This window comes from Flavobacterium flavipigmentatum (assembly GCF_020911905.1).
GTDB lineage: Bacteria > Bacteroidota > Bacteroidia > Flavobacteriales > Flavobacteriaceae > Flavobacterium > Flavobacterium flavipigmentatum.
Genome location: NZ_CP087133.1, coordinates 844,283 through 870,916, shown reverse-complemented (window position 1 = coordinate 870,916; position 26,634 = coordinate 844,283). Strand labels below are relative to the sequence as shown.

At 34.8% G+C, this 26,634-nt stretch carries 25 protein-coding genes; 7 read left to right on the top strand and 18 right to left on the bottom strand.

Annotation, left to right across the window (positions count from 1 at the left end; genetic code table 11):
• Positions 1-7: 7 nt before the first annotated feature.
• The 6 genes from LNP22_RS04170 to LNP22_RS04145 are packed head-to-tail and all read left to right on the top strand — an operon-like array spanning position 8 to position 4,609.
• Complete coding sequence (locus tag LNP22_RS04170; protein ID WP_229975468.1) at positions 8-478, top strand: macro domain-containing protein; 471 nt, start codon at positions 8-10, stop codon at positions 476-478.
• A gap of 22 nt (positions 479-500) precedes the next feature.
• A complete protein-coding gene (locus LNP22_RS04165; protein WP_229975467.1) occupies positions 501-1,049 on the top strand; it encodes an RNA 2'-phosphotransferase in 549 nt (182 codons plus the stop codon).
• 44 nt (positions 1,050-1,093) lie between these two features.
• Positions 1,094-1,933 (top strand): ADP-ribosylglycohydrolase family protein, encoded by an 840-nt coding sequence (locus LNP22_RS04160; RefSeq protein WP_229975466.1) that lies wholly within the window; start codon positions 1,094-1,096, stop codon positions 1,931-1,933.
• 11 nt (positions 1,934-1,944) lie between these two features.
• A complete protein-coding gene (locus LNP22_RS04155; protein ID WP_229975465.1) occupies positions 1,945-2,676 on the top strand; it encodes a metallophosphoesterase family protein in 732 nt (243 codons plus the stop codon).
• Between the two features lie 5 nt (positions 2,677-2,681).
• Positions 2,682-3,134, top strand: a complete 453-nt coding sequence (locus tag LNP22_RS04150) for a nucleoside 2-deoxyribosyltransferase domain-containing protein (RefSeq protein WP_229975464.1) — start codon at positions 2,682-2,684, stop codon at positions 3,132-3,134.
• A gap of 5 nt (positions 3,135-3,139) precedes the next feature.
• Positions 3,140-4,609, top strand: a complete 1,470-nt coding sequence (locus LNP22_RS04145; RefSeq protein ID WP_229975463.1) for a nicotinate phosphoribosyltransferase — start codon at positions 3,140-3,142, stop codon at positions 4,607-4,609.
• A 175-nt stretch (positions 4,610-4,784) separates the two neighbouring features.
• Here LNP22_RS04145 and nadD read toward each other — a convergent pair whose 3' ends face one another.
• From nadD to LNP22_RS04125, 4 genes are all read right to left on the bottom strand, one after another.
• Positions 4,785-5,366 carry a nicotinate (nicotinamide) nucleotide adenylyltransferase gene (gene nadD / locus LNP22_RS04140; protein ID WP_229975462.1) on the bottom strand — a complete coding sequence of 194 codons (582 nt, stop codon included), beginning with the start codon at positions 5,364-5,366 and terminating at the stop codon, positions 4,785-4,787.
• A 108-nt stretch (positions 5,367-5,474) separates the two neighbouring features.
• Positions 5,475-6,047 (bottom strand): guanylate kinase, encoded by a 573-nt coding sequence (gene gmk, locus LNP22_RS04135; protein WP_229975461.1) that lies wholly within the window; start codon positions 6,045-6,047, stop codon positions 5,475-5,477.
• An 81-nt stretch (positions 6,048-6,128) separates the two neighbouring features.
• The gene (locus LNP22_RS04130) at positions 6,129-6,989 is read right to left on the bottom strand and encodes a YicC/YloC family endoribonuclease (protein ID WP_210667765.1); all 861 of its coding nucleotides are present in this window, start codon (positions 6,987-6,989) and stop codon (positions 6,129-6,131) included.
• A gap of 207 nt (positions 6,990-7,196) precedes the next feature.
• Positions 7,197-7,550, bottom strand: a complete 354-nt coding sequence (locus tag LNP22_RS04125) for an arsenate reductase family protein (RefSeq protein WP_229975460.1) — start codon at positions 7,548-7,550, stop codon at positions 7,197-7,199.
• Between the two features lie 78 nt (positions 7,551-7,628).
• On the opposite strand from LNP22_RS04125, the gene LNP22_RS04120 reads away from it, so the two are divergent.
• A complete protein-coding gene (locus tag LNP22_RS04120) occupies positions 7,629-8,084 on the top strand; it encodes a DinB family protein (RefSeq protein WP_229975459.1) in 456 nt (151 codons plus the stop codon).
• 15 nt (positions 8,085-8,099) lie between these two features.
• On the opposite strand, the gene LNP22_RS04115 is transcribed toward LNP22_RS04120, so the two are convergent.
• The 14 genes from LNP22_RS04115 to uvrC all read right to left on the bottom strand — a co-directional run bounded on the left by LNP22_RS04115 (position 8,100) and on the right by uvrC (position 26,410).
• Positions 8,100-8,594, bottom strand: coding sequence for a septal ring lytic transglycosylase RlpA family protein (locus LNP22_RS04115; protein ID WP_229975458.1), 495 nt, complete (start codon positions 8,592-8,594; stop codon positions 8,100-8,102).
• 78 nt (positions 8,595-8,672) lie between these two features.
• A complete protein-coding gene (locus tag LNP22_RS04110) occupies positions 8,673-9,101 on the bottom strand; it encodes a hypothetical protein (RefSeq protein ID WP_229975457.1) in 429 nt (142 codons plus the stop codon).
• 121 nt (positions 9,102-9,222) lie between these two features.
• Entirely contained in the window at positions 9,223-12,555 is a 3,333-nt protein-coding gene (locus tag LNP22_RS04105) for a TonB-dependent receptor (RefSeq protein ID WP_229975456.1), read from the bottom strand.
• A gap of 325 nt (positions 12,556-12,880) precedes the next feature.
• A complete protein-coding gene (pgi, locus tag LNP22_RS04100) occupies positions 12,881-14,524 on the bottom strand; it encodes a glucose-6-phosphate isomerase (RefSeq protein WP_229975455.1) in 1,644 nt (547 codons plus the stop codon).
• Positions 14,525-14,636: 112 nt separating this feature from the next.
• Complete coding sequence (locus tag LNP22_RS04095; RefSeq protein ID WP_229975454.1) at positions 14,637-14,972, bottom strand: hypothetical protein; 336 nt, start codon at positions 14,970-14,972, stop codon at positions 14,637-14,639.
• 39 nt (positions 14,973-15,011) lie between these two features.
• The gene (locus tag LNP22_RS04090; RefSeq protein WP_229975453.1) at positions 15,012-15,626 is read right to left on the bottom strand and encodes a hypothetical protein; all 615 of its coding nucleotides are present in this window, start codon (positions 15,624-15,626) and stop codon (positions 15,012-15,014) included.
• 58 nt (positions 15,627-15,684) lie between these two features.
• Positions 15,685-16,905 carry a M23 family metallopeptidase gene (locus LNP22_RS04085; RefSeq protein ID WP_229975452.1) on the bottom strand — a complete coding sequence of 407 codons (1,221 nt, stop codon included), beginning with the start codon at positions 16,903-16,905 and terminating at the stop codon, positions 15,685-15,687.
• Positions 16,906-16,922: 17 nt separating this feature from the next.
• Entirely contained in the window at positions 16,923-17,867 is a 945-nt protein-coding gene (locus tag LNP22_RS04080) for a tryptophan 2,3-dioxygenase family protein (RefSeq protein ID WP_229976352.1), read from the bottom strand.
• Positions 17,867-18,640 carry a DUF3108 domain-containing protein gene (locus LNP22_RS04075; RefSeq protein ID WP_210667745.1) on the bottom strand — a complete coding sequence of 258 codons (774 nt, stop codon included), beginning with the start codon at positions 18,638-18,640 and terminating at the stop codon, positions 17,867-17,869. The genes LNP22_RS04080 and LNP22_RS04075 overlap by 1 nt, the downstream gene beginning before the upstream one ends.
• 302 nt (positions 18,641-18,942) lie before the next feature.
• Positions 18,943-20,103, bottom strand: coding sequence for a 4-hydroxyphenylpyruvate dioxygenase (hppD, locus tag LNP22_RS04070; RefSeq protein WP_229975451.1), 1,161 nt, complete (start codon positions 20,101-20,103; stop codon positions 18,943-18,945).
• 200 nt (positions 20,104-20,303) lie between these two features.
• Positions 20,304-21,461: a homogentisate 1,2-dioxygenase gene (locus LNP22_RS04065; protein WP_229975450.1), complete on the bottom strand. Its 1,158-nt coding sequence runs from the start codon at positions 21,459-21,461 to the stop codon at positions 20,304-20,306.
• Between the two features lie 212 nt (positions 21,462-21,673).
• A complete protein-coding gene (locus LNP22_RS04060; protein ID WP_429670532.1) occupies positions 21,674-23,896 on the bottom strand; it encodes a patatin-like phospholipase family protein in 2,223 nt (740 codons plus the stop codon).
• A 209-nt stretch (positions 23,897-24,105) separates the two neighbouring features.
• Complete coding sequence (locus LNP22_RS04055) at positions 24,106-24,606, bottom strand: XAC2610-related protein (protein WP_229975448.1); 501 nt, start codon at positions 24,604-24,606, stop codon at positions 24,106-24,108.
• A gap of 4 nt (positions 24,607-24,610) precedes the next feature.
• The gene (uvrC, locus tag LNP22_RS04050; RefSeq protein WP_229975447.1) at positions 24,611-26,410 is read right to left on the bottom strand and encodes an excinuclease ABC subunit UvrC; all 1,800 of its coding nucleotides are present in this window, start codon (positions 26,408-26,410) and stop codon (positions 24,611-24,613) included.
• Between the last annotated feature and the right edge of the window lie 224 nt (positions 26,411-26,634).

Genomic DNA, 26,634 nt, shown 5'->3' with positions numbered 1-26,634 from the left:
TAGTGAAATGAAAGATATTAAATATACAAAAGGTGATGCAACATCTCCTCAATCAGATGATAATAAAATAATAGTGCATATCTGCAATGATATTGGAGGTTGGGGAAAAGGATTTGTAATGGCTATTTCAAAAAGATGGAAAAAACCAGAAGAACAATATAGAGAATGGTTTAAATCAAAAGATGGTTTTGAATTGGGAAAAGTTCAGTTTGTTCAGGTAGAAGAAGATCTTTGGGTAGCAAATTTAATTGGTCAGCATAAAATCAATAAAGATGAAAATGGAAATGCTCCAATACGATATGATGCTATTGAGGATGGCTTGAAAGAAGTAGCTTCATTCGCAAAAGAAAACAAAGCAAGTGTTCACATGCCTAGAATTGGATGTGGCTTGGCAGGAGGAAAATGGGAAGAGATTGAACCTATTATTTTAAAAATATTATCAGATAATGATAGTGAAGTAACCGTTTATGATTTCTAGACCAAAAAAAACAATTAGAATCATGAATGAAAAAACAGCAAAAAATATTAGCAAATTTCTAAGTTTAGTTCTCAGACATTCTCCACAGACCATCGGATTAAAATTAGATGAAAATGGCTGGGCCGATGTTGAAGAATTAATCGCAAAATGTTCTCGAAACGGAAATGTTTTGAACAAAGAACTTTTGGATTATGTGGTAGAAAACAATGATAAAAAACGTTTTGCTTTTAACGAAGATAAAACCAAAATTAGGGCAAGTCAAGGACATTCTGTTACTGTAGAATTGAATCTCAGAATCGTCGAGCCATTAGATTATTTATATCACGGAACAGTCCAAGCCAGTATTGACGCTATAAAAGAGAAAGGTTTGCAAAAAATGAGCCGTCAGCATGTGCATCTTTCTAAAGACAGAGAAACGGCTATTAAAGTGGGGAGTAGAAGAGGAGTTCCGCAGATTTTAACAATCAAAAGCGGAGAAATGTTTAGAGATGGATTTACATTTTATTTGTCTGAAAATAATGTTTGGTTGACAGATGAAGTTCCAGTGAAATATATCGAGTTTCCATCTTAAAAAGAATTAAACTCCATTCAAATTAATAATCAAAAACAATAGTTATGATACTAGAAGCAGCAATAGGCGATGCATATGGCGCAGGTTTTGAATTTCGCGATTTAGATTTCATTTCTCAAAACAACAATTTGACACATTATCACAAGCATGGGCTTTATACCGAGATTTATAAGAGATATACAGATGATACCCAAATGGCCATTGCAATTTCAGAATTGTTATTAGAAGAGGAAAATTGGAACGAAATTAAAGTTGCAGATAAGTTTGTCGAAGTATTTCACAGAGACAAAAGGCGAGGGTATTCAGACAGAGTTTACAATGCTTTGGATGCGAGTAAAAATGGATCTGATTTTATCAAGATAATCAATAACGGCAGTAACGGAAATGGTTCTGCAATGCGCGCGTATGGTATTGGCTATTTGAAAAATATTGATCAATTGATGGATTTCTGCGAGATTCAGGCAAAAACTTCTCATCATACAACAGAAGGAATTAGTTGTGCGAAACGTATCGCTTTGGCTGTTCATTATTTTAAATATAATTTAGGTGATGGATCTAATTTGACTGCTTTTTTGAATGAAACTTTAAAAGAAAATGAAACGTATAGAATCACTTCGCCAATTGACATGCATGGATATCCCACAACTCAAGCTGTTATAAAAATTGTCTCAGAAGCTACTTCTATGAACGATTGCCTGAAAACAAGTATCGGTTATGGTGGTGATACAGATACTGTGGCAGCTTTATGCATGGCGATTTTAAGTCATAAACAAAATTGTGATAAAGTACTTCCTTCGTTTTTGTATGAAGAATTAGAAAATGATACATTCGGGAAAGACTTTTTGATTAAATTGGATTTGGCGCTATTGAATAAGTTTAAATAATTGGCGATATCATGAAACGAACATTAGTTTTTGGTGATATTCACGGCGGTTTAAAAGCTTTAATTCAATTACTTGAAAAAGTAGAGGTTAAAGAAAACGATAAACTTATTTTTCTTGGAGATTATGTTGATGGCTGGAGTGAGTCAGCGCAAGTAATTGATTTTCTGATGCATTTGACTCAAAAGCAAGAATGCATTTTTATAAGAGGAAATCATGACGTTTGGTGTCACGAATGGCTAAAGAACGGAGTTGTAAATGATATCTGGTTTCTGCATGGAGGAAAATCTACTATAGAAAGTTATCAGAACATTAATTCGGTAGTTAAAGAGAGGCATTTTGATTTTTTTGAAAATATGAAAGATTATTTTGTAGATGAATATAATAATTTGTTTATTCACGCTGGTTTTTCATCGATGCATGGTCCAGAAAAAGAACATTATGCCAGCAATTTTTCTTGGGACAGAACGCTTTGGGAAATGGGTTTAACGATGGATAGGAGAATCCAAAAAGATTCGCTTTCTTATCCTAAAAGATTGTTGCTTTATAATGAAATTTACATCGGTCACACCCCAACAATTCATTATAATATTGAGATTCCGATGCAAGGCTGTAATGTCTGGAATATTGATACTGGAGCAGGTTTTTACGGAAAATTAACTTGTCTTGATATTGAAACAAAAGCATTTTGGCAAAGCGATGTAGTGCAAACATTTTATCCAGGTGAAAAAGGAAGAAATAAATAAATACAATGAAAACAATTTATAAAGCTCCTGAAGAAATTCCTTTAAAAAATAGCTTGAAAACAATATTTTTGGCTGGTTCTATTGAAATGGACAAAGCAGTAAACTGGCAAAAAAAGTGTGAAGAGTTATTAAAAGATAAGTATATACTTTTTAATCCGCGAAGAAGCGAATGGAATAGTAGTTGGTCACAATCTATAGAAAATGATAGTTTTAAGCAACAGGTAAACTGGGAGCTTGATGCTTTAGAAAAAGCAGATATAATTATTATGTATTTTGCAAGCGATACGATGTCACCTATCTCTTTACTTGAGTTTGGATTGTATGCTCAATCAAATAAAATGAAAGTAGTTGTAGACGAGAATTTTTGGCGTAAAGGTAATATCGATATTGTATGTGAAAAATATAATATTCAACAATTTAAAACATTAGAAGAATTAATTAAAAGTTTACTAAACTAAAATATATGAACCCACTACTATTAACAGATGGTTACAAAGTTGACCACAGAAGACAATACCCAAACCAAACAACTTTAGTCTACTCTAACTGGACGCCAAGAAAATCAAGAATAGAAGGTCTTGATGAGGTCGTATTTTTTGGATTGCAATATTTCATCAAAAAATATATCATTCATGATTTTGATACTCATTTCTTCAAGCAACCAAAAGAAGAAGTGGTTAAAAAATACGCGCGAAGAATCAATAACTATTTGGGCGAAAATCAGGTTGGCACCCAACATATCGAAGATTTACACGATTTAGGGTACATTCCGATGGTGTTTAAAGCGTTGCCAGAAGGCGCAAGCGTTCCGCTTAGAGTACCTATGTTTACGATGTACAATACGATTCCGGAGTTTTTTTGGCTGACGAATTATTTCGAAACCTTACTTTCTGCGGTAATTTGGTTGCCTTGTAATTCGGCTACAATTGCCAGAGAATACAGAAAAGTATTAGACAAATATGCTGCTGAAACGTCATCGGTACCTGATTTTGTCAATTGGCAAGGACATGATTTCTCGATGAGAGGAATGGGCGGAATCGAAGCGGCAGTAACTTCAGCAGCAGGACATTTGCTAAGTTTTACGGGATCGGATACAATTCCGGCAATTGATTTTTTTGAAGAGTATTACAACGCTAATTCAGATAACGAACTCATCGCAGGTTCAGTAGCCGCAACAGAACATTCTGTAATGTGCATGGGAACTACCGAAGGAGAATATGAAACCTTCAAAAGATTAATTACCGAAGTATATCCAAAAGGAATTGTATCGATAGTTTCAGATACCTGGGATTTATGGAAAGTGTTAACAGATTATCTGCCGCGTTTAAAAGAGACTATTGTTGCCAGAGAAGGAAAAGTAGTTATCAGACCTGATAGTGGCGATCCTGTGGATATTATTTGTGGAAATCCAAACGGAAAGACGGAAGAAGAAAAACAAGGCGTTATAGAGCTGCTTTGGAATGTTTTTGGTGGTGAAGTTAATGCAAAGGGATATAAAGAGCTTGTGCCTCAAATTGGAGCCATTTACGGCGATAGTATTACGGTCGCTCGTGCCACTCAAATTTGTGAGCGTCTAAAAGCAAAAGGTTTTGCTTCTACTAATGTGGTTTTAGGGATTGGTTCGTTTACCTATCAATACAATACCCGCGATACGTTTGGTTTTGCCATGAAAGCCACTTACGGCGAAGTGGATGGTGAAGGAAGAGCCATTTTTAAAGATCCTATTACAGATGATGGTACAAAAAAATCAGCAAAAGGATTAATGCGAATTGATTTAGTTGATGGCATTTATCAATTAAAAGATAATGTGAGCTGGGAAGAAGAAAAACTAGGAGAATTGAAGGAAGTTTTTAGAGACGGAAAACTTCTGGTTAATGAATCTCTTAGCGATATACGATCTCGAGTAAAATCTCAGATTAGCGTTACGGCATAAAACTTAAAAAGCCTGAATTTTTAAAATTCAGGCTTTTTTTTGCGTTCATATCCTTTGGTAAGGGCTGCGAAAAGCATAGTCTTTGCGAGGTACGAAGCAATCTCACTTGCTAAGTTTAATGAGTAGTATTCTAGAGAGATTGCTTCGTACCTCGTAAAGACAAAATTGCGGTTATTTACTTCTTATAAAAATTGTTGTGATCAATATATTCCCAAACTTTTGACGGTAAAAGGGGCTGAATGTTTTTTCCTTCCTTGATGCTATTTCGAATAAAAGTAGACGAAATTTCTACAATTGGCGCATCAATAATATGTACTTTGGGGTGTGATTTGAGTTCTATATTTTCTTCTTCTGCAGAAATTCTGGGATAAACATAGATGTCATAATGCTCTAAAATAACTTCGTAGTTTTTCCACTTATGAAGCGTTTTCAGATTGTCTTCTCCCATAATTAATGAAAATTCGTGATTGGGATATTTCTCCTGCAAATGAACCAGGGTATTTACGGTATAATTGGGTTGCTGCAATTTAAATTCAATGTCCGAAGGTTTTATTTTTGGATAATCTTCAGTAGCCAAAAAAACCATTTGAAAACGATGATGATCGTCGAGTAATGTAGCCTTCTTTTTTAATGGATTATGCGGCGTAACCACCATCCAAATCTGATCTAAATCTGCAAATTCGGCCATGTGATTGGCAATAATCAAATGACCAACATGAATGGGGTTGTACGTTCCGAAATATAATCCTACTTTCATAGTTGTCTTGTTTCAAAGAGATTCACGAAGATTTCACAGAGATTCGTAAAGTAATTAAAAAAAATCTGTGTCTCTCTGCGCTTTTATTTTGTGCAGCTCTGTGTTAACTTATTTATTTACAAAGTCTTTTACCAATTGATACGCTTCTTCTTTAGCGGTATCTAAATCGTAATTTTTTATGATCGTGTCAAATTGTGGCGCTGTAGCCAATTCTACCGAGGCTTTGGCGATGCGCATGTTGATCTTGTCATCGCTTTCGGTCGAGCGTTCTTTTAATCTGCGCTTCAATTCGTCAACGCTGGGTGGTTTTACGAAAACGGCCAAAGTTTGTTCTGGAAATTTATGTTTGATACGCAATCCGCCAGAAACATCAATATCAAAAATCACGTTTTTTCCTAAAGCCCAAATTCGTTCAATTTCCGATTTTAATGTACCGTAGAAATTATCGCGATACACTTCTTCCCATTCTAAAAAATCTTCTGCTTTAATGTGCTTTTTGAATTCTTCTAGCGAAATAAAATAATAATCTGTCCCGTTGATTTCTCCTCCACGTGGCTCACGCGAGGCTGCGGAAATCGAAAATTCTAAATTCAAATCTTTCTTTCCAAGTAAATGTCTTACTATAGTTGTTTTTCCTGATCCTGATGGGGCTGAGAAAACAATTAATTTTCCTTTGTTCATTATGTGTGCTTTAGGCTCTAAGCAATACGCTTTAAGCTTTTATTCTTTTGTTTTTTATCCTACAGCTCAAAGCCTATAGCTTTACAAAACATTCAAAACCTGTTCTTTAATTTTCTCCAATTCATCTTTCATCATTACTACCAATTTCTGCATTTGTGCATGATTGGACTTTGAACCCATTGTGTTGATCTCACGACCCATTTCCTGCGTAATAAAGCCTAATTTTCTACCATTGGCTTCGGTTCCTTTGATCGTCTCTAAGAAATAATCTAAATGGTTGGTCAAACGTACTTTTTCTTCTGTAATGTCCAGTTTTTCTAAATAATAGATCAGTTCCTGCTCAAAACGATTTTCATCCACATTTACTTTCAACTCGGAAATTGCGTTTTGCAAACGATCTTTTATAGCCTGAACGCGCTCCGGATCTAGTGCCAAAGCATCATTCATGTATTGGCGAATGTTTCCGATACGCAGGTTGAATTCTTTTTCCAGAGATTCACCTTCGTCTTTTCTAAAATTCAGAATGTTTTGAAGCGCTTCTTCTATGATTACCTGAATCTGATCCCAATCGTTTTCATCAATTTCTTCTCGTTCGGTTTTCAGCGTGTCAGGCATACGAACTGCCATTTTCATCAATTCAGTTTCATCGGCAGCAGGATAAACTTCCTTAAGCTGTGCGATATAGTTTTTTACAACAGGAACATTTACTTTGGTCGAAGTCTGCTCAGAAGTACTTTCAATGTAAATTCCAAAATCTACTTTTCCTCTTTCAAGTTTAGTCGATATTTGAGTTCGCAAACCCAGCTCCATTTCGCGATAAAGCGATGGCATTCTTACGTTTAAATCTAAACCTTTACTATTTAAGGATTTTACTTCGACGGTAATTTTTTTTGTAGGCAATTGCAAAGAAGCTTTGCCAAACCCTGTCATAGATTGTATCATATAATTGAGTATAAAGGCGCAAAGATACTAAAAAATTCAAAGTGACAGTTTCTCGTTTTTTAGAGCTAAAATTTTAGTTTTCTTGGGCGTTCCCTTCGGGCGGGCTATCCGCTCCTAATCTTTTTTTGAGCAGAAAAAGCTCAAAAAAAGGATTTCTGCTTTTATCCCTAACGCAAACCCAGAGGTTTTTAGAATTTTTAGAGTTTATTATTGCCCTAAAGCTTTCATCATGGCAAGAATGTTTGGCTGTGTATTACCAATAAAAATTTTTCCATCAATAATAAAAACAGGACGGCTTAAAAAAGTATAATGTTCCAAAATGTATTTTCTAAAATCATCTTCTGTCAGGGCTTTGTCTTTCAAGTTCATAGACTTGTACAATTGTGCTTTTTTACTAAACAATGCTTCGTAACTTCCCGCAAGCTGGTACATCTCGTCAAGTTCTGCAGGAGTTATTGGGGTTTGTTTTATGTCATGAAAGGCCAGATTATTATCTTTCGGAAGATTTTTGATGATTTTTCGGCACGTATCGCAAGACGCTAAGTAGTATATTTTGTTCATGGTTTTGAATGTTTTAGAATGCAAAGAAAATTCATTTGAACCTTAAATTTGATTATTTTTACAAAAAAAAAATATAATATGAAGTCAGTTTTAGAAGTGCACAAAACCCTTAGAAGTATTTTGATAAAAGTTCTCGATAGTCATTCGTTAGAACAACTCAACAAAATCCCAAACGGATTCAATAATAATCTAATCTGGAACATTGGTCACTGTGTGGCTACGCAACAAGTTTTGGTCTATAAATTATCGGGTTTACCTACTTTGGCTTCGGATGAATTTATAGAAAAATACAAAAAAGGAACAAAACCAGAGGGTGATGTTTCGCAAGAAGAAGTGGCAGAAATTAGAGGTTTACTTTCTAAAACGGCAGAGCAAACAGAAGAAGATTTTAGAAAACAACTGTTTGTAAGCTACAATGTGTACACAACAAGTATGGGTTTTACCCTAAGCAATGTTGAGGACGGATTGAGCTTTAATAATTATCACGAAGGTATTCATACCGGAATTATAATGAATATCCGAAAGCTGGTTTAGGCTTTCGGATATTTATTAATTCATTATTATTTCTATAGTAACTTTCATGGCGCCATGCGCTTTATTGGTCGTTATGTCCATAAAAGCTCTTTTAGACAAATCCAATTCTCGGGTTTTTACAAAAGGGCCACGATCGGTAATTTTTACAATTACAAACTTCCCGTTAGCCTCGTTGGTTACTTTAAGTCTTGTTCCAAAAGGAAGTTTTTTGTGTGCAGCAGTATATTTATTATTATTAAACCGACTGCCATCTGCGGTCTTTTTTCCATTAAATCGGTCAGCATAGTAGGATGCGTGCGCCGTTTTTTTGTATGGCTTTAGTTTTAAACCTTCGACCGAAAAAAGAGAATCACTTTCTGTAGGTATAGCAATCTTCTCTTTTGGCGTTTTTAAGGTGTCTTGTGTTATTTTGGGATCAATTGGTTTTGCCTGACTCATTAAGTATGTAAAGCTACAACTCAAAAAGAGAAGGGCAACAATTGAGACTATTATGGTTTTTTTATTAGTCATATATTTTTATTTTTCATAGTTTGGGGACTTATGCAAATAACGTGCCTGTATAAAAAAAGACCTATAATGGGTAGTTTTTTATTTTTGAAACCAAAGGCTCCAAGGTAATCTGATCAATATAAGAACTAAGCCTAATCCGTAAAAGATGGCGAATTTTTTGAATTTGTCTTTGCTGTTAATTAGTTTTTTGTGTTGAGACCAGCCAATAGTAATCAAAGTAATGGCGATGAGGTTGATTAATGGATGCTCTAATGATGTAAGTCGCAGCGCAGCATTTGACATTTGTCCGAAAGCAGCTTTTCCAAGCGGAGATACAAAGTAAAGAATCAATCCAACCAAGAGTTGAATGTGAATTGCAATCAAGGCAAACAGGCCAATTTTGCGATCTTTTGCGGTAAATTCTTTTTTAGAAGTGATACCAATGATAGCATTTACAACCGCTACCAATAATAAAAGTAGTGCCAAGTAGGCCCAACCTGAATGAAATTTTTGAATAAAATTATACATAAATTAATTGTTTTATTTTCAAATGTAATAAAAAAAGGCGTAAAAAAAACGGCATAGAGTCTAAAGTCTATGCCGCATTTTATTATTTATTTTGTTTCTTATTTAGAATACAAAGGATAAATTAGTTACCAAATGTATATCTAAGTGTAAATTGTGCTTGCCAAACATCAAATGTTGAAGCATTTTTCTGGAAAGTATCTTTAATTAAGAATCTGTTTCCATTAACGTCTGTTTGTGTTGCCAATCTGTAAAAAGGTACATTAGCCGTTGTTGTATTATATGCCAATACGTTTGCGTTAGTCGCTCTTTGGCTAATTCCCCAATCTTTATTTAACATGTTAGTAAAGTTTAAGATGTCAGCTCTAAATTGGAATGAATTCTTTTTACCAGCAATTTTAATGTAAATGTCTTGAGAGATAGACAGGTCTAATCTGTGTAGCATTGGTAATACAGCACCATTTCTTTCTGCATATTTACCTCTTCTTGTACGTAGGTATTTGTCCTGATCGATATAGGCATCAAATGCAGTTCGTTGTTCTGCTTCTGTATAAGTTCTAGTTGTTGTAACTCCACCAACTGTACTTGATACTGTAAGAGGAGAAAAACGTAATTCGTTTGCATTATTTGGTACATAAAGTAAATCATTTCCATTTACTAGATCGCCATTCATGTCACCACTATAAGCGTAAGAGAAAGGGCTTGATTGTTCTCCAATATATCCTAGGTTTATAGAAGTTGCACCACCCAAACCTTTACCATATTCGATTCTGTACCCAATAACACCCACTAAACGGTGAGGAGTGTTGTTGTTTGATAAAGAAACATCTAAATCATTATTTCCGTTTACAGATCTGGCACCTGTCCAAGAACCAGATGCAACTGATCCTGGAGAAATTAAGTCTGTAGCCTCAGAATGTGTGTAGGCAAATGATCCCCATAGACCTTTTTGGTATGGATATTCTAATTTGAATGTTGTAGAGTAGAAATATCCTTTGTCAGAGTTAGTTAAAACGATACCATTTGAAACATTATCATTAACTCTTGTACCAGCATCGTTACGTGAATATCTTGGTCTGTTATCAGTACCAACAAAAGTACCTACTGGAGCATCAAAGTTAGCGTTGTAATAGTTGATCGCATTAATGTTTTTCTGTAAAATACCTTCAACGGTACCTACAAATCCAAAAGGAAGTTTTTGGTCAACTGCCATAGTAGTTTTCCATACTTGTGGATATTTGAATTTTTTGTCTGTAAAAGCCAAGTCAAATGTAGCAGGCAATGTAGGAGTTGCAGGAGTAAAATAATCAGCAGGTCTTGGTGTAAAACCATATCCGCCAGTTGCTACGTTAGTGGTACTTGCATCTACAACACCTGAAAGTACTCCATTGTTTCCAATTTGGTTTGATAAGTATACTGATGGAGCTCTACCTGTAAAGATTCCAGAACCTCCACGAACAATTGTTGAAGCGTTTCCGTTTAAATCTAAATTGAAACCAAGTCTTGGTTCGAATAAATATTGAGCATCAGGCAAATCTCCAGTGTTGAACTTTTCGCCATTAGCAAAAGTCATAGCAGTTACTGCAGGGTTTTCTAATGCAGTATCAGCAAACCAAACTCTAGAGGCTCTAAGACCAACTGTTAATTTAAATTTGTCGCTTAACTTCATTTCGTCCTGAGCATACAAATCTATTTTGTTTGATTTTAAAATTTGTAATGGTTCTGCACCACCTGGTAAAGCAGAATATCTAAATTGAGTTCTAACTGGCAGAGTAGCTACAGTAGTTGAAGGCGCACCTCCATTGTTTACAGATTCTGTCGCAGCAGCGTAAAAATCATCTAATGAGTTAAAAATAAAAACACCGTTTGATCCTTGGAAGAATAAGTTACTTGATTTAAAATATTCAAAGTTAGCACCTAAAAGTAGAGAGTGTTTTCCAATAGTTTTAGTTAAATTATCTGTAAAGTGTAAAGTTGAATAAGTAAGCTTATTTCCTTGTGTAAATGGGTCTAAACCTACTGATATAAGTGTAGTTGTTCCTGTTGTTGTTGCAGTACCATTTTTAATGTCAATAGTAGGGAATAAACCACCGCCTTGTAAACCTCTGTCTTCAATTTGCTTGTCGTAACCAGCAATAAAATTGTTGTACCATGAGTTACCAAATTTACTGTTTAACTCAACTACAATAGATCTTGTGTTGTCTAAGATAGTGTAACCACTATTTTTATATGACATCGCTAAATTGCTTGTTCTTCTGTTACCAAAACCTAACGATGCAGAGTTCGAAGTCAACTCGTCTGAAGATGAGTTATGAAATACGTAACGAGCAGTAAGTTTGTGATTATCGTTGATGTTCCAATCTATTCTTGTTAAGAATTTTTTAGATGTTTTTGCAGCGTCATAATTTTCCCAAGGCCCTGTTTCATATCCAAATTTATCTCTCATAAAGTTAGATAATGTTTCCATTTGAGTATAAGTAGGATTTGATATTTGTCCACTTGGGTTAGGAGACCCAGTAGAAGTCCATGTCGTAGCAGGGCTTGTGTTGTCGATTGTCTCAAGGTTACCAAAAAAGAATAATTTATCTTTGATGATTGGTGCTCCAATACGAGCTCCCCATATTTTTTCTTCAAATTTACCAGGAACAATTGTTATATCACTACCAGGATGAGTTCCAATAAAGCTCTTTTTATTGCTTCTTGTAGAAGTGTAAACAGATCCTTCAATTTCGTTTGTTCCACTTCTTGTAACAGCGTTTATTCCAGATCCTAAGAATCCTGATTGACGAACGTCATAAGGAGCAATATTTACTTGCAATTGTTCAATAGCATCTAATGAAATAGCCGTTGAACCTGTTCTGCCTCCAGCCTGAGAGTCAGATCCTAGTCCAAAACCATTGTTAAATACAGATCCGTCAATTGTAAAGTTGTTTAATCTTGAATCCTGACCACCAAAAGTTCCGTTTGCACCAGCATTTGCATTGTATTTTGTAACAGAGTTGATTGAACGAGCTCCTAATACTGGAACTGCAGCGATTTCTCTGTTTGAAAATTGTTGTGATGCTCCAGTTCTTCCTTTATTAAAATTCCCTTTCGATTTAGTCGTAACAACTACTTCTTGTAAAGCATTTTGTTCTTCCTCAATGGTTACGTTTACAGTTAAGTTATTTCCTAATCCAGCGGTAATGTCTGTAATAGCAGTCGTTTTATAGCCAATGTAGCTAACTTTTACCGTGTATGGTCCACCAGGTCTAAGCCCTTGTGCAGAGTATCCTCCGTCAAAATCAGTTGTTGAAAAGTACTTCGTCCCAGTTGGTGTATGAAGAATTTCAACAGTCGCGCCGGGAAGGGCTTCTCCTTTATTTGATCGTACCATACCAGACATTGCAGCGCTGGTAACTTGGGCATGCCCAATGGCCGATAGTAAGACAATCAAAATAAAAATAATTTTTTTCATTTCTTAAGTTTGTTAGTTTAATGTTTTTGGCAAAATTATAACAATTAAATCAGTTAATGTTATCGAAATGTTAAGAAAGTTTCGATTTAGGACTTGTGTTGCAGATTTAAATGACTTTTTCAATTTTTATTAAATAAAACGTTTGTTTTCTAGGTTTGGGGCTGTATATTTTGTTAAAATAATAAGTATAGTGGTGGTGTTGTCAGTCGAAACATGCAAAGAAGGGTGCTTTCTAATCTTAAATTGGTCAATTTGTACAAAAAAACGCCTTAATTATTGTTAAATTAAGGCGTTTCAATTTGTTAAGAAAACTTTTTTCTGCTTTTTATTTATTTTTTAAAAAATGATTCAACAAAAATGAAGTCGAACTATCATGATTTTTAACTGTTTTTGTATTGATTTCTTCCAGAATAGAATTTGCCAATTGTTTTCCTAATTCTACTCCCCATTGATCAAAACTAAAAATGTTCCAAATTACCCCCTGCACAAAAATTTTGTGTTCGTATAAAGCAATTAGTGAGCCCAGAGTTTTTGGAGTTAATTTCTGAATTAAAATAGTATTGGTTGGCTTATTGCCTGTAAAAACTTTAAAAGGTAGTAAATAAGATGCTTTTTCTGCCGAAAGGCCTTGTTTGTTAAATTCACTCTGAACTTGCGCCTCCGTTTTTCCAGTCATCAAAGCTTCTGTCTGTGCAAAAAAGTTCGACATTAATTTGTCATGATGATCTTGATTTCTGTATAAAGGTCTTACAAAGCCTATGAAATCTGTCGGAATTAATTTTGTCCCTTGGTGTATCAATTGAAAAAAAGCATGTTGCGAGTTAGTTCCGGGCTCTCCCCAAATAATTGTCCCAGTCTGATAGTTAACAGGTTTCCCGTCGCGACCAACACTTTTTCCATTACTTTCCATTGTAGCTTGCTGCAAATAAGGAGCTAATTTTTGTAAATATTGTGTGTACGGAATCAAAGCTTCGCTTTCTGCGCCATAAAAATTATTGTACCAAATACTTAGCAAAGCTAAAATTACAGGGATGTTTTGATCAAATTCAGATGATTTAAAATGCTCATCCATTTCGTTGGCACCTTTCAATAATTCATTATAATGCTCAAAACCAACTGCCAGACTAATGCTTAGTCCAACGGCACTCCACAAAGAAAATCTTCCTCCAACCCAATCCCACATTGGGAAGACATTTGCAGGATCAATACCAAATTCTGTTACTTTTTGAATATTTGTTGAAACTGCCACAAAATGTTTGGCAATATCTTTCTGCGAAGCCGATTGTAAAAACCATTCTTTAATGGTTTCAGAATTGGTTAGTGTTTCTTGTGTTGTAAAAGTTTTAGAAACTATTACAAATAATGTTGTTTCTGGATTTAGCTTTTTTATGACTTCGTTGACGTGGTCTCCATCTACATTTGAAACAAAATGAATATTCAGGTGATTTTTGTAAAACTGCAATGCTTCAACAGCCATCACTGGTCCTAAGTCAGAACCTCCAATACCAATATTAACAACATCTGTAAACGCTTTTCCGGTAAAACCTTTTCTTTCGCCTGAGACAACTTCATGCGTAAAGTTTTTGATTTTATTTTTTACCTCGTAAACTTCCGGAATCACATTTTCTCCATCTACTTTTATAACAGCAGATTCTGGTGCGCGTAAAGCAGTATGTAAAACGGCTCTATTCTCAGTTTGATTGATGATTTCTCCACCAAAATATTGAGCAATTGCATCTTTCAATCCAATTGAATTTGCAAATTCTAATAAAAGCGTAATAGTTTGCTGGGTGATGTTATTTTTAGAATAATCAAGCAAAAAGTCATTCCATTGCAAGTTAAATTTTTCTGCACGAGCTGTGTCTTGCTGAAATAATTCTTGTAATGTGGTGTTATGAATTGCGTTATAGTGGTTTTGTAGATTTTTCCACGCTTCAGTCCCGGTTGGGTTGGTTGTGTTTAAAGCCATTTTTATATAAATTGTAATATTGTTTTTTGAAACACAAAAATACTCAAATTACTTTTAATACTTTTAAGCTTCGCAATTATATAACAATTAGTTACGAAAACGTTTTATGAGGCTATTTGTTTCGATTTCGGGTAGTTATTATCACCGCGCCATCATTTTCTTTTTCATTATAGATAATACGACTACTATTTATATTCAAGAAATTTAAGTTGCCTATATCAGATTTTTTGAGAGGAAGTAAAATAGTGTCTTGTTTTTTATCGTATCGAAAGGGAATTCCGTCGATTACCATTATAGGAGATGATCCAATTTGATCTTTTTCGAAAGCATTTCCAACTGATGCTGAAACAAAATATCTGTTTTCTGTCGTGTCATTCAAAACAAATACTTTTGGATTAGAGCATCCAGTTAGTATTGTAAAAGAAAGGATAATCAAAATTTGTTTCATCAATTTTGAGATTTAGGACATTGTTTTTAATCGAAAGCCTTACCAAATTTTCCACCAAGGTTTTTTAATTTCAATCTTTTTTGTGTTTTTGTTGATTGCTATTTCTTGTGGAGATTCGTTTATTTCTGAGTCGTTAAAAAACATTTCGCCATCAAGGCTCATCCCAATTGGGAGTTTCGTTCTTTCGATCCAGTCTTCAGTTTGTAATGCTAGAATTAAATCTGAATTAATTTTGTCAGCAAAACGTTTTTGGGCTTTTTCGATGATTTCTTCTTCAATATTTGAAATTGAATTTTTAAACAGCGAAACAGCATTATCTGGAATATTTAAAAGAAAAACTTGGGTTTTATTTTCCGCTTGCTGAATATCTAGTACTTTAAAATAGGCATCCGAAGCCAATAGATAATGTCCTGTTTTTGCCGCATCAGGATCAAATTTTGATAAATCTTTGGCGTCAGCACTGGCAATCAAATATCTAAAATTACCTGAAAGTCCGCCACCAATAAAAGTCATATCGGTAAATCCTCTTTCTTTAATTATTTGCCCAATTTTATAATTTGAAATTAAATTTTCAGTAAGATTGGTGTCTCTGTAAAATAATTTTAAACCTGAAAAAGTTTCGTTGTAAATTGCTTCAATCCTTGCATTTTCCATAGTTTACTTTTGTTTTTTTAAATTAGATGTAAACAAAAAAACATTAACTTTTACAGTATTATAGATTTCCAATACTGTCCAGCTCTCTTTTCAAAGGTTCCATTTGTTTTAAGAAACGCTCTTTTGCATTTCCTGTCAAAGATTCTCCAGTTGGTAAGTTAAGACGAAGTGCATCAACCTGCATGCCGTTTTTCCAGAAACGATAACAAACATGGGGTCCTGAAGCCAATCCTGTGCTTCCTACCAAGCCTATTTTTTGTCCTTGGGTCACCCGTTGACCGCGGCGAACCAAAATTCTCGACATGTGCAAATATTGGGTAGAGTAGGTGCCATTGTGTTTTACTTTTACAAAGTTTCCGTTTCCGGCAGTATAACCTGTTTGTTCCACAACTCCAGAAGCGGTTGTAGAAATTGGAGTTCCTCTTGGGGCGGCATAATCGGTTCCTTTGTGCGCTTTCCATCTGTGTTGCACTGGGTGAAAACGATTCATCGTAAAGCGAGAAGTAATGCGGCTGAATTTGATAGGCGTTTTTAAGAAAAAGTTTTTCAGTGTTTTTCCCTCATCGTCATAATATTCGATTTTTCCGGAAAGTGAATCTTTTTCAAACGGGAAGGCATAAATAATTTTTCCTTTGTATTCAAAAAAAGCAGCTTGCAAATCTTCGACACCATCGTATGTTTTGCCATTTATAAAACGTTCGGTAAAAATGAGTCCGTAACGATCGCCTTTTTTTAGTTTAAAGAAATCTATTGACCACGAAAATACTTTTGTGATTCTGTTGGCCAGTGCAGCTTCTACGCTTTCGTTTCCTAAAGTTTCAGAAAGAGAGCTTTTTAGAACGCCTCCGATTATTTTTCGCTTTAGCGTAACCGGTTTTATTTTTTTGAAACAAGTGGCAATACTGTCTTTTAAATTAATAACATAATACGTTAAAGCATCGGGCTGATAAATGAAGTATTCCAGTTTGTTGGTTTTGTTTTTTGAGCGAAGAATCGTATAGGGTTTGTTGTATCGAATGCTTCTTACATCAAAAGTATCTTTTACCTGAGCCACAATATCATAGACTTTTTTATCACCAATATTCTGACTTTGAATGATGGTTCCAAAAGAATCTCCTTTTTTGATGGTGTCCTGAACGACATTAAAATCTGCGTAATTAAAACCAAATTCTATTTTTTTGGACTTTGGCTGGCTAATTTTAGCGGCTACTTTTTGATCGGTTTTATTACATGAAACAATAGAAAATAATACTATTATGATGACGAATACCTTTTTCAAACTTCTACTTTTTAAAATTAAACTCCCGATTCATTTCCCCAATTGGTCAATTCCTCTTCGGTCCACAATTTAGGAAAAAAGATGCGTCTTTGGTATTTAGGATGCATATATTTTTGCCAGTCACTTCCGCCGGTCGCTTCGCCGTTTCCTTTTCCGCTTTCTAAGATGTATTTTCTTGCAGTGTTTAGGTGCTGCATCACCCAGGTAATGTTTACGGTGTGATCATAATGACGCATCGCTTTTACTAATTCCTGATTTTGTTGGTCCTCAAGTGGTAATTGTGTGAATTTTTGCCAAATATTTTTGGTTTTAAATTCGGTCATTTGTTCTAGAAACAGCTTTTTGTATTTGTTTTCAAACTCTGACAATAAATAAGATTTTTGACCTGTTTGATAATCTTTTCCTGCAGCTTGCCAATACAAATGCTCGAAAGTAGTTTCTAGATCGGTATTTTCGTCAAAAGAATCTTTGTATCTTCTGTCGGTAAGATTGATGACGTCTGTAGAAGCAAATTCAATCAGTCGGTATTGTGCACTCTGAAAACCACTTGCGGGAGTCAGTGTGTTTCTAAATTTCATGTATTGATCTACTTCCATTCCGTTTTCCATGATGCTAAACGAATTGGTCAGCATATCAAAATAACGCGTGATTCTTGATAATCTTTCGCTAAAAAAAGCAACCTGAATATTTTGGTTTTCAGCAATTTGCTCAATTTCCCACAGAATCATTTTAAAGATCAATTCGTTTACCTGATGGTACATGATAAAAACCATTTCGTCAGGAAGTGTAGTGCGTTGTATTTGAAGGTTTAAAAGAGCGTCAGTCTGTATGTAATCCCAGTAAGTAATTGGTTTTGACCAAAGTAAACCTTCAAGCTGGACTTCAGTTTTTTGGTTTAATGATTTGTATTTCTGGTCAATTTCTTCTAAAATTGAGGCTGATCGATCCGCTGTGGTATTCATCATTTTTTTACTTTAAATGGATTTTTTAATCCTTTGTATTCGTCCAGATCTGCTTTAAGTGATCCTACGGCCAAATCTGCTTTTATTCTAATCGGGACTTTGTTGTTGTCGTCTGAAATCCAAAGTGTTAAACTTTCTTTTTCCTTAAAAACACGTCCTGTCTGCACAAGTGGTTTAAAGACCATGCAGGAAACGGTTCCAAATTTACTTGTAATATCTTGACGCCCTATGTATTTTAACTTAAATTTTGTGATTTCATCGTCAAAGAACATATCGATTCCGATGGATTCACCCGATTTTAATTTATCAATATTCGGATGATTTCTTAAATAATAAAAAGAAGAAACGATGTCTTGAACTTCATCATTATTAATAACAAGTGTTTTTTCAGATTTGTGTTTATAATCTTTAACCAAAATTCTATTTTCTTTTTGATTAAAAATACCTTCCTGGTTTTTAGTATAACCGCCTTCGTCAATTTTTCGAATATAGCGATACGGATTTCCGGTTTCTTTGTCAAAGTAGCTTTCGTAGAGATCTTCGACCTTAAAGAAAAATTTTGACATACCGGTTGTGTAGCCTTTTCCCACGGCATGAAAAACTTTTTTGTTGCTTATTGTGGCGTCTTTTACTTCTAATGTGGCGTAACCGGCATTTACAATTCCGTAGTGAATTCTAAATTTAAAATATTCTCCCGTATCAAAGGCATCTTCCCTTTGAGTATCGAAAGCAAAAGTGGTGAGAACAAATATGAGTAGGACTAATTTTTTCATAGTACATTTTTTACATTTAGTTATTAAAGATAATTAAATGCAAATTCTATTCCAAATGTACCAAAACAAAAAAACTCAGTCAAGTAAATGACTGAGTTTTTATGCTATTAACTAACCAAAAAACTATAAATTATGAAAATTTATATCAATTCGGAAGGAAACCACCCCTTCCTGATTTGCGAGTGCAAAGGTAGATACAAAGTTTATAAAATAAATAGCAAAAAGTGAGTTTAACATAACTTTTGCATTAAAATCATCAATTTACAGAGGATTTTTTTACATAATGTAATAAATATGCAATTTTACAAGGTTCCTCTCAATTCTTGTTCTCTCTCAATTGACTCAAAAAGGGCTTTAAAATTTCCTGCACCAAAACCTTTGGCTCCCATTCTTTGTATGATTTCAAAAAACAGTGTTGGTCTGTCCTGAACCGGCTTTGTAAAAATTTGCAATAAATAACCATCTTCATCAGCATCGACCATGATGGCTAATTTTTCTATTTCGTTAATGTCTTCTTTCATCATCTCCATGTGAGCGCCTAATCTCTCCGGAATTGCCTGATAGTAAGTATGAGGCGGTGCTGATAAAAACTCAACTCCGCGAGCTTTTAATTCAGATACCGTTTTGATGATATCGTCTGTAGCGATGGCGATATGCTGAATTCCGGGACCGCCGTAAAAATCCAAATATTCTTCTATTTGTGATTTCTTCTTTCCTTCAGCCGGTTCATTAATTGGGAATTTTATTCTTCCGTTGCCGTTAGACATTACTTTACTCATCAAAGCAGAGTATTCGGTATTGATTTGCTTGTCATCAAAAGACAGGAAATTGACAAATCCCATTACGTCTTCATAGAATTTCACCCAAGTATTCATTTCGTTCCAACCCACATTTCCTACCATGTGATCGATATATTTTAATCCAGTTGGTTCAGGATTGTAGTCTGATTTCCATTCTTTATAGCCTGGAAGAAATACTCCGTTGTAATTTTTTCTTTCTACAAAAATATGAACGGTTTCTCCGTAAGTGTAAATTCCAGAACGAATCACTTCTCCAAATTCATCTTTTTCTACTGTTGGCTCCATAAAAGAGCGAGCGCCACGTTTCATGGTTTCTTCGTAAGCGCTTCTTGCATCTTCTACCCAAAGTGCTGCTACTTTTACACCATCGCCATGTTTTTGAAGATGGGCGTGAATTGGCGAATCTTGTGTTAATGGCGTAGTTAAAACAATTCTGATTTTGTCTTGTTTCAAAACATAAGAAGCCTTGTCTTTTACACCTGTTTCTAGTCCTGCGTAGGCTAAAGACTGGTATCCGAAAGCTGTTTTGTAATAATGCGCTGATTGTTTTGCGTTTCCTACGTAGAATTCTACATAATCTGTTCCTAATAATGGAAGGAAATCTTGTGCTCCTTCAAAGATTTTCTCTAATCCGTATTCTACTGATTTTACTTCTTTGCTCATTGTGTTTATTTGTTTAATCGGTGCATCGTTTAATTGAGGAACCGAAGTGTTGTTTTTGAATTTTGATTTTTAGCCCTGATAGAAGGGAAAATCCTTTTTTGTTGCTTTTTCTGCAATAAAAAAGATTGGAATGATAGCAGGAAACAGCTCCTTAATAGTATTTGAAATACGTAGTAAGATTGCTTCGTTGCACGCAATGACTATTCACACCAAGATTTATAATATTGCCCATCGTCAAGACCCATCGCTTCTTCGGTAACCATTAAGGGTCTGAAAGTATCAACCATAACGGCCAATTCTTGCGTTTCTTTATGGCCAATACTGCGCTCCATAGCGCCGGGTGCTGGACCATGCGGAATGCCTTTTGGGTGTAAAGTGATATGACCTTGCTCAATATTATTACGGCTCATAAAATCGCCATCGACATAATATAAAACTTCGTCTGAATCGATATTGCTGTGATTATAAGGTGCCGGAATTGCCTTTGGATGATAATCGTAAAGTCTTGGGCAGAACGAGCAAACGACAAAAGTAGCCGTCTCGAAAGTTTGATGCACCGGTGGCGGTTGATGCACGCGTCCGGTTATTGGTTCAAAATTATGAATCGAGAATCCGTAGGGAAAATTGTATCCGTCCCAGCCCACAACATCAAAAGGATGTGTAGCATAAACGACTTCGTGAATCATGCCTTCTTTTTTGATTTTGATTAAAAAATCTCCTTTTTCGTCATGCGTTTCCAGTTCGTTTGGCAAAATAAAATCGCGCTCGCAAAACGGCGAATGCTCTAAATGCTGACCAGATTGGTTTTTATAACGTTTTGGTGTGTAAAAAGGGGCGAAAGATTCTACGTAAAACAGTCGGTTTTCGGTTGTTTCAAAATCTATCTGGTAAATAATGCCACGTGGAATAATGAGGTAATCACCGTATTCAAAAGGAATATTGCCCAGCATCGTGCGTAGTTTTCCTTTTCCTTTATGGATGAAAATCATTTCGTCTGCATCGGCATTTTTGTAAAAATAATTGCGTAGTGATTCTTTGGGAGCAGCCAAACCAATAATACAGTCTTTATTGACTAATATGGCTTTGCGGGAGTCGAGAAAATCGTTTTCAGGTCGTAATTCGAAACCTTTTAACAACAATGATTTTATGTTTTTGCCAATTGCTATTTTGGGCTCAACCGAATATGATTTTAAAATTTCTTTTACCTGTGTAGGTCTGTGAACATGATAGGACAATGAAGAGTGTCCGTGGAAACCTTCGGTGCCAAATAATTGTTCATAATAAAAACCACCGTTTGGCTTTTCGAATTGTGTGTGTCTTTTTTGAGGAAAGTCTCCAAGTTTGTGATATAATGGCATGGCTTTTCAATTAGATAATTTGTAAATTAACTTAGTAGAAAATAAGAATTGCAAGAACAGATAACTAGATTATTTTCTAATTGTCTAATTATCTCAATTCGATAGTTTACTCAGGATTTCTCTTGATGAGGAATTGAAGATACTCTAATAAACCTGTCCATTTTGTTTTCATTACAACAAATATCGTAATTTTTATTGATTTAAATTACAAATTAAAACAAAAATCCTATGCTAAACCACGTATATCCTTTTGGTGTTTCCGGAGACCATGAATGCTTGATCTCAATAGGGCCGATAATAGTTTCCAATCCGTAACCTACAGCATAACCGGTGTATTTGGGCATCGAAATCCAGTCTACGGTTCTAAAAAGCCCGTCGCCCAAGTTGGCGAAATTAGCAGAAAAGTTCACGTGATTTTTTTTCAGAATTTCATAATCCAGCGTAATTGTGGTTTTGATATAGCTGTCTGCGGCAATACTTAAAAAGTCGTATCCGTAGAAATAATTAAAATTATTGATTTTATTATAACCGTATCCTCCTAAAATAAAATCGAAAAAAGGAACACTGTCGCCTCCAATTGATAGGCCGGCTTCGGTCTGAAATTTTACAGTAGCATTTTTGAAAAGTGTTCTGGCAAAACCAGCTTCTGCTCTGGCAGTGGTAAAAGGATTAAAAAGTCCTGTATAATTTGATGAAGCCAAATACGTCTGAATATCGCCAGAACCATACCAGCCTGTACTTGGGAAGCTTTTATTGTCGAAAGAATCGTATTTTAAATACCCAAAAAGACTTAAATAAGTACTTTCATCAATTTTGGGAGCGGTTGTCGCAATTGTGGGCGATTTTATGTTTAAGAATTTGTATTCGACTCCACCACCCATTAAAAATTTCTGAACAAAAATAGTTTGAAAATACGCCTGATTCGAAACGTCCAGAAAGTCAACATTGATCAAGTTGATGCTAGGATTATCAACCCCGATATTACTGATGCTCTTAACCACATTTCTGTTGAATTGATTGAGTCGTGAGCGAAAACCAAAACTTATATTGAAGCCATTTTCGACATAATAATTTAAATCGTATCTAAAATTATCTCCTAAAATAATATCCAGCGAAGTGTTGTCATTTTTTAAGAATGTTTTCTTATGTGTAAGATTCAATAAAATGGCGCTTTTGTAAAGTCCGTCATAATGAAGGCCTAATTTCAGGTAGGTTTGAGTAGGGTTTTCTGTTAATTGTAAATTTAGATCATCTTTTTCTCCATTCGGATCCAGACGATACGACATAGCACTAAAGTTTTGCGTAGAATTTATATTGTTCATTCCTACTCGCAAATCTTCATAAGTAATTGTGCTTCCAGGTTTAAAACGAAGCTTACTGTTGATGTATTCTTTTGTAAAATTTTCGAGCTTATTACTGTTTATTTTTCCTATGTGTAAGGTATCAGAGCTTATTTGAAGTTTTGGCTTTCTATACAAATTTTGCTTATCGGCCAAAGAATCGATTTTTTCATAAATGCTAAAAGCAGCTTCTTCTCCTTTTCGGATGATTTCGGTGCCTTTATCAAAAGAGATTACACCATAATTGCGAATGTCTGGTTTTATATAAAGATCAGTGTTTTTAATCTTCCTTTTCATCTTTTCTATAGAATGAAGATTGGAAATCTGAACTAATATTCGGGTAGCATTTTTCAAGCTTTTTCGATCCAGCAAGTCGTCTTGCACATCGACACCAATGATGATATCGGCACCTAACTCCCGAACTTCTTTTATGGGGTAATTATTGATTACACCACCGTCAACTAATAATTTACCATCTATTTCTACAGGTGAAAATAAAGAGGGAAATGCAGCACTGGCCATCATTGCCTGAACCAAATTTCCTTTGTCTAGCAACACTTCCTCGCCTGTTTCGATATTGGTACCAATGCATAAAAAGGGTATGGGCAATTTATTAAAATCACGAACATGACGCACATTTCTGGTAAGGCTTGTCAATAAATTATAGTTGTACATTCCTTTTGAAAGTGCTTCAGGAATTCCTACTCTCAATTTGTTAAAAGGCAAAACCAATGCATATAATTCGTCGTTTCTTTTGCCATAAAAGTTTTTTGAAGATCGCGGAATATAATCGTTTATCAATTCATCAAAATTGGTTTGTTGAAAAATAGAATCAATTTGTGTTGCATTGTAACCAGAGGCATAAAGGCCTCCAATTATGGCACCCATACTTGTCCCGCCAATAAAATCAATTTTAATTCCAGCTTCTTCAAGGACTTTCAAAACACCAATATGTGCAAATCCTTTGGCTCCTCCACCGCTTAATACAAGTCCGATTTTTTTTCTTTTTACGGTATCTTGCTTTATTTCTTGCGAAAATATTTTTTGAGAATTAAATAAAATGACGCAAAAAAGAATCAGCCACAATTTACAAATAGAAAGAGAAAAAAGGGTCTGAAAATAAGATGTTTTTTCTTTTAGAAGTACCGCCAGCCAAGAAGCCTCTTTTTTAGGTTTGCGAAAAAAGCCTTTTGAACAAGTATCTAATTGGTATGGCAAATTTTGGTACATAGAAAAAAACGGGTTGGTTTTGTAAAAGTCGGAAATATTATTGAACTATATAAATCATTCTTGTATTAATAACATTATTTATTTAATAATAATAGGTTATTGTTTTTGTCAAATTTCCAAACATCAGTGTGCCATTGTGCGCCACCGCGACAACTGGAATCAAATGTTTTCTGTTTTTTGTTTATTTGAACATCACAAAATTCATCACATTTGGGATCACAATTTGAAGGCATTTTTAATTTTGCAAACGCTTGATTTTTCTGATTATAAATAAAGATTTGGTAAATCGAGTAAACGCCCATTCCGTCATCAAGGCGATAAACTGCAAAATCATTAAAACCATCAAAATTGTAATCTTCGATGATAAAATTTGTTTCTTTTTCGGTTAAAGATTCTTCGAGATTGTTTATAATCTGTGTTTTATCATTCTTACTATTCGAAATTTCTAATTTTTCAAAATTATTTAGTGCCTTTATTTTTATTTGCGTTTGATCCTTTAGATAAAATTCAATATTTTTTTGGCTGTAACTTTGGTATGAAAATAAGGCGATGATCAAGAAAAGTACAATTCTCATTTGGTTAGGGTTGACTGTTATGGTAAAAAAGGGTGATTTTTTTAGCTTTTGATACTCCAATAACGTCTGAAATCTCTTTTTCTGTTGCTAACTTTAATCTTTTTACACTTTTAAAATGTTGTATTAACGTAACCATTGTTTTTTCGCCAATGCCCGGAATACTTTCTACCGAGGAATTTAGTGCTGCTTTGCTGCGTTTGTCACGATGAAAAGTAATTCCAAATCGGTGTGCTTCGTTTCGCAATTGCTGAATAACTTTCAATGTTTCAGATTTTTTATCAAGGTAAAGCGGAATCGAATCTCCGGGATAAAATAGTTCTTCCAGACGTTTTGCGATTCCTATTATGGCAATTTTTCCGCGCAATTCTAATGCATCGATACTTTTTAGTGCCGCAGAAAGTTGGCCTTTTCCGCCGTCTATAATAATCAATTGCGGCAAAGGTTCGTTTTCGTCCAATAATCTTTTGTAACGGCGATAGACAATTTCGCTCATCGAAGCAAAATCATCAGGTCCTTCAACAGTTTTTACATTAAAATGGCGGTAATCTTTTTTGCTTGCTTTTCCGTCTTTAAAAACTACGCAGGCCGCAACGGGATTGGTTCCCTGAATGTTAGAATTATCAAAACATTCGATATGGCGAGGCTCAACAGGTAAACGTAAATCTTTTTGCATTTGCGCCATGATGCGATTTGTGTGTCGGTCAGGATCTACAATTTGCAATTGTTTGAGTTGCTCAATTCTGTAAAATTTGGCATTTCGAATGGATAAATCCAGAATCTGCTTTTTATCTCCAAGTTGCGGAACCGTGACTTTGATGTTTTCGCCTAAATCAATTTCAAACGGAACAATAATTTCTTTTGATAATAAATGAAAACGCTCACGAAGCTCGACAATTGCAAGCTCCAGCAGTTCCTCATCTGTTTCATCCAGTTTTTTCTTGATTTCTAAAGTATGCGATCGAATGATCGATCCATGCGAAATTTGAAGAAAATTGACATAAGCTGCACTTTCATCAGAGATTATCGAGAAAACATCAATATTGGTGATTTTTGGATTGACAATCGTAGAACGCGACTGATAATTCTCCAGAACTTCTATCTTTTCTTTTATTTTTTGTGCTTCTTCAAAGTGTAAATCTTGAGCGTATTGTAACATCAAACGCTTAAAATCTTTCATGCTTTCCTTAAAATTTCCTTTCAGAATTTCGCGGATCGCATCTACTTGTTTTTGATAATCTTCCAGTGATTCCAAACCTTCACACGGTCCTTTGCAATTGCCAATATGATATTCGAGGCAAACTTTAAATTTGCCCGAATTGATATTGGATGCATTCAAATCATAATTACAGGTTCGTAACGGATACAATTCTTTGATTAAATCTAAAATAGTATGAACCGTTTTGAAACTCGTGTAAGGACCAAAATATTCAGAGCCATCTTTTACCATTCTTCGAGTCGAAAATATTCTCGAAAAAGGTTCTTTTTTAATACAAAGCCAAGGATAACTTTTGTCGTCGCGCAACAGCACATTATATCTTGGCTGCAAGGTTTTGATTAAGTTATTCTCTAATAAAAGCGCATCGGTTTCTGTGGGAACCACGATGTGTTTTATGGTAATGATTTTTTTTACCAATACATTGGTTTTGGCTGTGTCGTGAATTTTGTTGAAGTATGAAGAAACTCTTTTCTTTAAATTTTTGGCTTTGCCAACATACAATATTTTGCCATCTTTGTCATAATATTGGTACACACCAGGATTGTCTGGCAAGGTCTGAATTTGTAATTCTAAAGATGGATTTTGCATTCGTTTTAGTGCTGAAAATACTTGAAATAGTGAACTCCAATAATCATTCCGATTTTCTGGGGAGTTTAACATTGAATTAGTTTCAAATTTACAAAATCCAAATAATAATTTCTATATTTAGAATTTTATATTTCGATATGAAATAGGCGTGTCCCTTCTTGGGTCATAAAACTTCGATACAATATGCAAATTTCATGTTTCAATACCATACAAATAGTATCTGC